Source organism: Sulfurihydrogenibium sp. (assembly GCF_028276765.1).
Taxonomy (GTDB): Bacteria; Aquificota; Aquificia; order Aquificales; family Hydrogenothermaceae; genus Sulfurihydrogenibium.
In genome coordinates, this window is sequence record NZ_JAPYVU010000057.1 from 1 (window position 1) to 9,521 (window position 9,521).

A 9,521-nucleotide genomic window follows, 5' to 3' on the forward strand; every position below is an offset into this window, starting at 1 on the left:
TCAATGAATCCTTAGAGTCTTCTGAAGAAAAATTGAAAATCTCTATCTCGGAGGAGCTTAAAAAAGAACTTGCTTCCAAGTATGATGTTGAATTGCTAAGACAAGAAATGAAGACATTAGAAGTCGAATTTAAGAAAGAGATTGATGTTGTTAGGAGGGAGATTGATATTGTTAGAAAAGAAATTGAAATAACAAGGGTGGAATTCAAGAAAGATTTAAGAATTGCGGTTATCATTTTGATTGCAATTATAGTAATTTTAAATCAAAATTCTTTAGAGCTTTTAGCTAAATTAATCGGTATCGTAAAGTAAAAAGCTAGCTAAGGGAGCAATAAAATGGCATACGATAACAAATAAGGTTATCTTTTTTCTAATGACAACCTTGATTTTTAGAGTAGTCTCATCAGCTCACCTAAAGCTTCACACAGTCTTTCAATATCCTCATAAGAATGATTGTAATTTATCGTTATTCTAAGTCTTGAAGTTCCTTCTGGGACTGTTGGCGGTCTTATTGCTTGAACAAAAAAGCCTTTTTCTAATAATCTATCTCTTAATTTTAAAGCCTTTTCTTCTTCTCCGACTATCAAAGAGATTATAGGAGTGCCAAAAAACTTTACATCTATCCCTCTATTTTTTAAGGAGTTTACCAAATGCTTAGACTTTTCTAAAACTTCTTTTCTTCTAAAATCCTCTTTTGCTAATATTTTAAAATTCTCAAGAGATATAAAGTTTTGGACAGGAGATAAACCTGTTGTAAATATAACAGACCTCATAGTATTTACAAGATACTCTATCAAAATTCTACTTCCACAAATAAAAGCTCCATAACTACCAACAGCCTTAGACAATGTTCCCATCTGAATGATATTACTATCTGGCATTAAATTAAAATGATTAAGACTTCCTCTTCCTTTTTCTCCAATTATACCGGTTGCGTGAGCATCATCAACTATAACAACAGCATCATACTTTTTTGAAATTTCTATGATTTCATCAAGTGGAGCAATATCTCCTTCCATACTAAAAACGCCGTCTGTAATGATTATCTTCTTTCCTTTTGTATGATATTTTTTTAACTTTTCTTCTAAATCTTCTACATCACAATGTTTATAAATAATTTTTTTTGCCTTAGAGATTCTAATCCCATCTATGATTGAAGCATGATTTAATTCATCACTAAAAATAATGTCCTCTTCGTCAGAAATGGCTTGTATAAGTCCAACGTTAGCCATATACCCACTACCAACGACTATACAGTCTTCTGTTTGCTTGAATTCGGAGATAAATTTTTCAAGCTCTTTTTGAATTAAGTGGTATCCTGATACTAAAACAGATGCACCACTTCCAAGAGATAGTTTGTCAATATTGTGAATCAGCTTTTGTTTTGTAATTGGATTATCTCTTAGACTTAAATAGTCGTTTGATGAGAAATTAATAACATTTTCATTTAATATTGGTCTTGTTCTATATCTGTTTTTTTGTTTTATCTCTTGTAATTTTTTAGATAACAACTCATCTAAGTTTAACATCCTTACTTATCACTTTCATAAACAAACTTTCTAAAATTTTCAAGAAGTTTTAGACCAAGTGTCTGACTTTTTTCTGGATGGAACTGTACTGCCCATATGTTGTCTTTTTCAATGCTTGAGCAGAAATCTATTCCATAATCTGTTGTAGTTGCTATGATATCTTCTTCATCCGGTTTAACATAGTATGAATGGACAAAATAGAAATATGAACCATCTTCAATATCTTTAAACATCTTTGAATCTTTTTTCTTCCAAATCTGATTCCAACCCATATGGGGTATTTTTATGTTTAATTTATCATCAAATCTTACTACACTACCTTTTATAATTCCAAGTCCTTCATGAGAGCCAAACTCATAGCCATAATCAAATAGTATTTGTAATCCTAAGCATATACCAAAGTAAGGTTTTCCATTTTCTATATGCTTAATTATTTTATCCTTCAAGCCAAGCTTTTCTAAGTTATGAATTGCATCTCCAAAAGCTCCAACACCCGGAACAACTATTGCCTTTGCTTTGTCTAAATCTGAATGGTCTGACGTTCTCAGCACATTAAACCCTACTTTTTCAAGAGCTTTCTCTACACTTCTTAAATTACCCATTCCATAATCAACTAATGCTATCATGTAGCTCCTTCACCAAAGATTTTAATTCTTCAAAATCTTTTTTACCTTGTAATTTTACTATCGCACTCCCAACTATAACACCATCTGCAAAACTTGATATAATTTTAGCATGCTCTCCCTTTGAAACACCAAATCCAACAGCAATTTTTTTATCTGTCATTTTCTTAATCTTTTCTACTTTGCTTTTAAGCTCTTGCCATGGTAAACTTTCTCTTTCCCCTGTAATGCCTGTAATTGATACGTAATATATAAAATCATCACTCATGTTTGAAACAAGTTTAACCCTTTTTTCATGCGATGTTGGAGCAAGCAGAAAGATTACAGATAATCCATACTGATTTGCTATTTTTTTTAAGCTTTCTCCCTCTTCTGGTGGCAGATCTGGAACGATCAATCCATCAATACCATTTGCTTTTGCTGTTTTACAAAAATTTTCTTCTCCCATTTTAAAAATTGGATTGTAATATGTCATTGCGATAAGTGGCTTGTCCGGAAATCTTTCTTTTATAGTTTTTGTAATTTCAAAGACTTTAACCGGTGTAATACCATCTTTTACCGCTTTTTCGTGGGCTGCTTGAATTGTAATGCCATCAGCAACAGGGTCTGAAAAAGGAAATCCAACTTCTAAAATATCCGCACCATTTTCTAACAAAACTTCTGCTGTTTTGATACTGTCTTCAACAGATGGATATCCTGCCATAAAGTAGCAAATAAGCGGTTTTTTAATCTCAAATACTTTTCCTATCACTGAACCATCTCCTAAAATTTTGTTAAAGCGTCATTTTTAAAATTTAATTCTAAAATTATAACAAACGTCAAGTGAGAAATGAGAGTGTTCCTAAATTTTTGTAAATTTACCTTTCCTTGTTAATGAGACTGAAGGTCAAAGGATCTATTTTTTGATTTTTTAACTTGAAAAGAGAAACATGAGATTCTTCGCCGACTATAGAATGACGGTGCGGATTTTTGGAACAGTCTAAGTGAGAAATTGGGGAAAAGTAGAAAACTCTTCTTTTTTGCCAGAATGACAAATTTTGTTTTCCTTAACTCTTTTCTATGGCTAATCTCTGTAAACGATTTTACCATTAAAGAACGTATATTTAACTTTGCCGGTTAATTTTCTTCCAAGCAATGGTGTATTTTTACTTTTTGATAATATCGTTTCTTCATTGACTTCCCAAGTTTCAAATGGGTCAAAGATTGTTAGTTCGGCAATCTCACCTTCTTTGATTTGTGGTGGTTTTAATCCAATTTTTTTAGCCGGCTGTATTGACATTACTTCAACCATTCTGTCTAAATCAAAGTAGTCTTTCTTAACAAGATCTAAAACTATAGGAAGTGCAAATTGTAGCCCAAGCATTCCTGGTGGACAAGCCTGTAATTCTTGCATCTTTTCATAATGTGCATGTGGTGCGTGGTCTGTTGCTACAAAATCAACAATACCACTTGCAAGAGCCCATCTGGTTGCTTCTATGTCTTCATGGGTTCTTAGTGGTGGCGAAACTTTTGCTATGCAAGAAAAATCTAAAAATTCTTCATCGGTCAGGTATAAGTGATGCGGAGTTACTTCAGCGGTTACCTTTGCTCCCATTGCTTTAGCCCATGCTACAATCTCAACAGATAGCTTGGAGGATATATGGCATATATGAACCGGCATTCCTGTTTGTATGGATAATATACAATCTCTTGCTACCATTGTGTCCTCTGCTTCCGGTGGAAGTGGTGGAAGTCCAAGTGCAGCTGCTATCTCTCCTTCGTGGGCAACACCGTTTTGTGAAAGGTTTAAGTCTTCACAGTGGTCAGCAACAAAGGTTCCAAGAGAGCCGGCATACTCCATCGCTTTTCTCATTATGAAAGAATCCATGACAGGAGCACCATCATCGGTAAAGTAAACAGCTCCTGCATCTTTAAGCAGTGCCATTTCTGTAAGCTCTTTTCCTTTTCTTCCTTTTGTTATTGCTGCAGCAGGAAGAACTCTACACAATCCTACTTCTTCACCTTTTTCTATAATGTATCTTACGATTGGTACATCATCAATAGCAGGTATAGTATTTGGCATACATACAACGGTTGTATATCCACCGGCAACAGCTGCTTTACTTCCAGACTCTATATCTTCTTTGTAAGTTTGACCAGGGTCTCTAAAATGAACATGTATATCTGTAAAAGATGGAGTTATAATCTTTCCTTCTGCATCAATAACCTCACAACCTGCAAAAGGCTGAATATTTTTTTCTATTCTCTTGATTTCTCCTTTTTCAATCAATATATCAAACTTATCATTTAGATTATTTTGAGGGTCTACAATATGTCCGTTCTTTATCAAAATCATTCTCAGACTCCTTGCAAAAGATGAATTTAGAATAAATTTAGCTCAGAAAATGAAAATTTCATTAAAAAACTTTAACAAAAATAATATTCTATCACAATCAAAAAACACTAATTTTAAAAACAAAAAAGTAGAAATAATTCATGGGTTATCATTACAGAAGGGGAAAGGATGGAGATTTTTCGTTAACTTTAGAATGACCTTAATTTTTGGAATATTATCTATATCCTGTTGCATTCTTGTAATCCTCGTTTTAATTTTATTTTTAAATTAATACACAAAAACAAAATTTTAAATGATGTTTTTCACAAATAAAAAAGCTATTGAAAATTTTAGTATTCTGTATTATATTAATTTAACAATACTACACTAAAATTATTTTATAATGGAGGATTTAAAATGTTTAGCGAAAATTTATTAGAAAAGAAAGCAAAAGATTTGTTAGAACAGGCTAAAAGTATCGCACTTAAAAACAATGACTCAATGGTTGATACAGACCATTTACTTTTGGCATTAATATCTAAAGATGATTCGCCACTTTTAAAGATTCTTGAAAAGAGAGGTATTGACAAGAAAGCTTTAAAAGAGAATATTACATCGTACTTAAACGATATTTACTCTCAAATAAATAAAGCTGTAGAGGATTATTCAAATTATTTAAAGACTCTACAATCCCAGTTAACACAAGCAAGAAATCAAGCTCTTGAAATATACAAAGAGCTTAGAAATGTAAAGGCTCAAAAAGAGAGATTAAAAAGAGACCTATCTTACGAGAGGGGATTTTTCTTTGGTGGTGGAAGTAGATTAGAGCTTGAAAGGTTAACTATATACGAAAAACAACTTGAGTCTAATTTAACCTCATTAAAATCCCAATTAGCTCAGCTAACGGATTCTAACACTGCTGATAAATTTTTATCCGGCGATATAAATCTTTTATCATTCTTATACAAGATTATAGAAAACAGCTCATTAATCAAACAAATTGAAGACCTTGGATTTTCCAAAGATAGATTTGTAGAAAAAATCATCGAAAATGTCACAGGCTCAAAAACTTCAAAAGTATATTCGTCAAAGCTTATTAAAGTTTTAGAAAATGCTGAAAAAATCGCATTTAGCAGCGGCTCTAATACAGTTGGCGTTGTTCATATAGCAACATCTTTGGTAGATAGTAAAGACACAATAGCTGGTAAAATTTTAGATGAAATATTAAATTTTGAGAAAAAAGAAGGAGGAAAGAAAGCAATGGACGAGAAAAATATCCAGCAAGAAATGGCAGAAGAAGAAAAGTCTGCATTAGAAAGATTTACTGTTGATTTAACAAAATTAGCAAAAGAAGGAAAATTAGACCCAGTAATTGGAAGAGAAAGAGAAATTCAACAAGTTATAGAAATCTTACTAAGAAGAACTAAAAACAACCCAGTATTGATCGGTGAGGCAGGAGTTGGTAAAACAGCTATTGTAGAAGGTTTAGCACAAAAAATAGTAAACAAAGAAGTTCCGGAGGAACTTCAAAATAAAAAGGTGTTATCTCTTGACCTTGGCGGTCTTGTTGCAGGTACAAAGTACAGAGGTGAATTTGAAGAGAGAATGAAATCTCTTATCGATGAGCTAAAAAAAGACCCAAATATCATACTATTCATAGATGAATTGCACACAATCGTTGGAGCAGGCAAAGGAGAAGGTGCTTCTGATGCTGGACAACTTCTAAAACCAGCTCTTGCAAGAGGAGAAATTAGAGTTGTAGGTGCAACGACGCTTGACGAGTACAGAAAATACATAGAAAAAGACCCAGCATTAGAAAGAAGATTCCAGCCTGTATATGTAGAAGAGCCGGATATTGATACAACAATAGAAATACTAAAAGCTTTAAGACCAAAACTTGAAAAACATCACAACGTAAAAATAAGTGATAAAGCAATAGAGGCAGCAGCAAAATTAACCGGTAGATACATACCGGCAAGAAAGTTCCCGGATAAAGCGATTGATGCCCTTGACCAAGCATGTGCAAGAAAAAAACTAAAGCTTGTTTATGCATCTCCGGAAGTTATTGAATTTGAAAGAAAAATCAAAATGTTAGACGAACAGATAATACAGGCTTCCTTAGACGGAGATTATGAAAAAGAAGCAAAACTAAAAATAGAAAAAGTAAATCTTGAAAAACAACTTAAAGATTTAAAAGCTAAATCTTCAAATGAAAGAACAAAACTTGAAGAATTACAAAGACAGCTTGAAGAAATTGAAAGACAGATAGAGTTCTACAGCCAAAAAGGCGATTACGAAAAAGAAGCTGAATACAAGATTAAAAAAGCTCAGATAGAAAAAGAAATAAAAGCTCTACAACAAAAGCTTGCTGAGTCTGTAGTTGTTACAGAAGATGATGTTGCAGAAGTTATAGCAGAATGGACCGGAATTCCTATATCTAAGATGAAAGAAGAGGAGATGGAAAGATTGCTTCACTTAGAAGAGGAAATGCACAAACGTTTAATAGACCAAGAACATGCAGTTAAACTTGTTGCAGAAGCTATCAGAAGAGCAAGAGCTGGATTATCAGACCCAAGAAAACCACTTGCATCATTTATGTTCTTAGGACCAACAGGTGTAGGTAAAACAGAGCTTGCAAAAACATTAGCAGAACTTTTATTTGACGATGAAGATGCGTTAATCAGATTAGATATGTCAGAATTTAAAGAAGAGCATTCTATTGCAAAATTGATTGGTGCACCTCCGGGATACGTAGGATACGAAGAAGGTGGAAAGCTTACAGAAGCAGTAAGAAGAAGACCTTACAGCGTTATCCTACTTGATGAGATAGAAAAAGCTCATCCAAGAGTGTTTGACTTATTCTTACAAGTACTTGATGATGGAAGACTTACAGATTCTCAAGGTAGAACTGTAAACTTTAGAAATACTGTAATTATAATGACTTCTAACATCGGTAGTCAATACTTAACACTTATACCGGTTGATGCTCCGGAAGATGTTATTGAGAAAGAGTTTGAAATCGCTAAGAAAAAAGTTCTTGAAGAAGTTAAAAACTACTTCAGACCAGAATTTTTAAACAGAATAGATGAAATAATTGTATTTAAGCCATTATTCAAGAAAGATATTATACAAATAATAGACTTAATGGTGAATGCTCTTAATAAGAGATTACATGATAGAAATATTAAAGTTGAGCTTACAGATAAGGCTAAAGAAGTATTGATGAAGCTTGGTTATGACCCACTTTATGGTGCAAGACCTATGAGAAGAGCTATACAAAAATACCTTGAAACACCATTATCAGAAAAAATACTTAGAAGAGAAATTAAAGAAGGCGACACTGTCATAGTAGATGCTGATGAAACTGGTGAAAATTTAGTATTTACTGTAAAACAAAGTTAGTTGAGAGTAATGTAAAAATTTTTGTAAGTTTACCTTTTCTCGTCATCCTTAGGACGTAAGTCCGAAGGATCTTCTTTTTGATTTTTTGATTTGAAAAGAAAAATAGGAGGTTCTTCGCCGGCTGCAGAATGACAATCAAAAGGTTAATTGATTTTTAGGTTTAGCTAAAATGTTGAACACCCTCAAGTTAGTTCTATAACCTCTGGTCTTGGATGGCTCGGGGATATTATATTTCAAGTTCTAAGATTACAGGTGCATGGTCAGAAGGTTTTGGCGACCTTCTTTTTCTTGGCCACAAATCAACTTCAACATCTTTTATATACTGTAAAAGCGGTTTTGATACTAATATGTAATCTATTCTCATCCCTTCGTTTCTCCAAATAGCACCACCGATATAATCCCACCATGTAAATTGTTGCTTGTTTGGATATAAGTATCTAAATGTATCTATCAAACCGAGATTTAAAAGCTGTCTTAAAAATTCTCGTTCTTCCGGCATGGTTCCGATTGAATCTGCCAGTTGTACAGGGTCGTAAACATCTATATCTTCTAATGCAATATTCAAATCTCCAAGTAATATTATCTTTTGATTTTCAAAATCAAAATTTTCTTTTAGAAAGTTAATAAAATGTTTATACCAATCCAATTTGTAATAATATTTCTCTCCACCTCTTAAATCTCCATGTGGAGCATATGTGTTAATCACAAAAATTTCCTTTTCTGTGATTTTATCAATTAAAACCCTTTTCTGAACATCAAAGTATTCGTGATTTAAACCTTTTTGATAATGAGAAATTTCAAGCTTAGATAAAGTAGCAACTCCGTTATATCCTTTTTGTCCGGAAATATCTTGATATATATAACCAAGCTTTTTAAAATCTTCAGACGGAAAGTTCTTATCTTCTACCTTAATCTCTTGAAAACATATAACGTCTATATCATTGTTTCTATGATTTAACCATTCAATAACCAAATCTTTTCGTGCTTTTATAGAATTGACGTTAAAAGTACAAATCTTCACTGTGCTTCACCATTTCCGTAATTTTTCCAAAGTTTATACATACCAACCACAAAGATAATCAAAACAGTTAACCAAACTAAAAATAAAGCAATATATCCGGACTTAGCAATCATTTTTTCAACTGTAAGCCCTCCATAATTTACCAAACCTGTAACCGCAATAACAATGATTATTGCAGTAATTAAGCCGTACCTCATAGGTTTAATATTCCATGCTAATGCAAGACCCACGATTAAGAAAAATAATAGTCCTATTGCCAAAATGTTTTGAAGTATAAATTCTACCATCTTTATGCCTGGTCAACCAGACTGTACAAAACTGTATAAAAGTGTAAAAAAGTGTATCAGTTTGCACAGCTTGGGTCAGGGTATTTATAGTCCGCCACTTCAGACACTTCCGACCCTGACAGGCGGTATTTTGGAAGTGTCATAGTCCCTGCACCAAGCACAGGAACTAACCTGTTAACCACTGCTATCCAATCCCCTAAAACGATTATTTGTTTTAAGGGAGAAAGATCTCTATACGATCTTTCAAGACAGCAGAAGGCTAAGGCTATGGAAAGAACTTGCCAGCTTTTATGTCCGCTTGTAGGCAGACCCCTCACCTGTTCCTTCCGTTGGTTGGCAGTTTGTT

Annotated in this window: 8 protein-coding genes and 1 pseudogene; 2 read left to right on the forward strand and 7 right to left on the reverse strand. The window is 33.2% G+C overall.

Going from position 1 to position 9,521, the window contains the following annotated elements:
- Positions 1-311: hypothetical protein (locus Q0929_RS08000; protein WP_299239560.1), on the forward strand; the 311-nt coding region annotated here is incomplete at its 5' end.
- Positions 312-388: 77 nt separating this feature from the next.
- Here Q0929_RS08000 and bioF read toward each other — a convergent pair.
- From bioF to Q0929_RS08020, 4 genes are all read right to left on the reverse strand, one after another.
- Positions 389-1,528: an 8-amino-7-oxononanoate synthase gene (gene bioF / locus Q0929_RS08005; protein ID WP_299239562.1), complete on the reverse strand. Its 1,140-nt coding sequence runs from the start codon at positions 1,526-1,528 to the stop codon at positions 389-391.
- 2 nt (positions 1,529-1,530) lie between these two features.
- Entirely contained in the window at positions 1,531-2,154 is a 624-nt protein-coding gene (gene hisH / locus Q0929_RS08010) for an imidazole glycerol phosphate synthase subunit HisH (RefSeq protein ID WP_299239563.1), read from the reverse strand.
- Complete coding sequence (trpA, locus tag Q0929_RS08015; RefSeq protein ID WP_299239564.1) at positions 2,138-2,902, reverse strand: tryptophan synthase subunit alpha; 765 nt, start codon at positions 2,900-2,902, stop codon at positions 2,138-2,140. The genes hisH and trpA overlap by 17 nt, the downstream gene beginning before the upstream one ends.
- A gap of 312 nt (positions 2,903-3,214) precedes the next feature.
- Positions 3,215-4,486 (reverse strand): dihydroorotase, encoded by a 1,272-nt coding sequence (locus Q0929_RS08020; RefSeq protein ID WP_299239566.1) that lies wholly within the window; start codon positions 4,484-4,486, stop codon positions 3,215-3,217.
- A 396-nt stretch (positions 4,487-4,882) separates the two neighbouring features.
- On the opposite strand from Q0929_RS08020, the gene Q0929_RS08025 reads away from it, so the two are divergent.
- Positions 4,883-7,867 (forward strand): AAA family ATPase, encoded by a 2,985-nt coding sequence (locus tag Q0929_RS08025; RefSeq protein ID WP_299239568.1) that lies wholly within the window; start codon positions 4,883-4,885, stop codon positions 7,865-7,867.
- 226 nt (positions 7,868-8,093) lie between these two features.
- Here the strand turns inward: Q0929_RS08025 and xth are convergent, their stop codons facing one another.
- The 3 genes and pseudogenes from xth to Q0929_RS08040 form a co-directional block, all read right to left on the reverse strand.
- Positions 8,094-8,888: an exodeoxyribonuclease III gene (gene xth / locus Q0929_RS08030; protein ID WP_299239571.1), complete on the reverse strand. Its 795-nt coding sequence runs from the start codon at positions 8,886-8,888 to the stop codon at positions 8,094-8,096.
- Positions 8,885-9,175 carry a hypothetical protein gene (locus Q0929_RS08035; protein WP_299239574.1) on the reverse strand — a complete coding sequence of 97 codons (291 nt, stop codon included), beginning with the start codon at positions 9,173-9,175 and terminating at the stop codon, positions 8,885-8,887. Before Q0929_RS08035 ends, xth begins: the two co-directional genes overlap by 4 nt.
- A gap of 56 nt (positions 9,176-9,231) precedes the next feature.
- Positions 9,232-9,521, reverse strand: a pseudogene (locus Q0929_RS08040) (IS200/IS605 family accessory protein TnpB-related protein); the annotation flags it as partial.

What these genes read in the sequence shown, in the direction of transcription:
- bioF (WP_299239562.1), bottom strand. Translation starts at nt 1,528, where the DNA reads ATGTTAAACTTAGATGAGTTGTTATCTAAAAAATTACAAGAGATAAAA.
- hisH (WP_299239563.1), bottom strand. Translation starts at nt 2,154, where the DNA reads ATGATAGCATTAGTTGATTATGGAATGGGTAATTTAAGAAGTGTAGAG.
- Q0929_RS08020 (WP_299239566.1), bottom strand. Translation starts at nt 4,486, where the DNA reads ATGATTTTGATAAAGAACGGACATATTGTAGACCCTCAAAATAATCTA.
- Q0929_RS08025 (WP_299239568.1), top strand. Translation starts at nt 4,883, where the DNA reads ATGTTTAGCGAAAATTTATTAGAAAAGAAAGCAAAAGATTTGTTAGAA.
- Q0929_RS08035 (WP_299239574.1), bottom strand. Translation starts at nt 9,175, where the DNA reads ATGGTAGAATTTATACTTCAAAACATTTTGGCAATAGGACTATTATTT.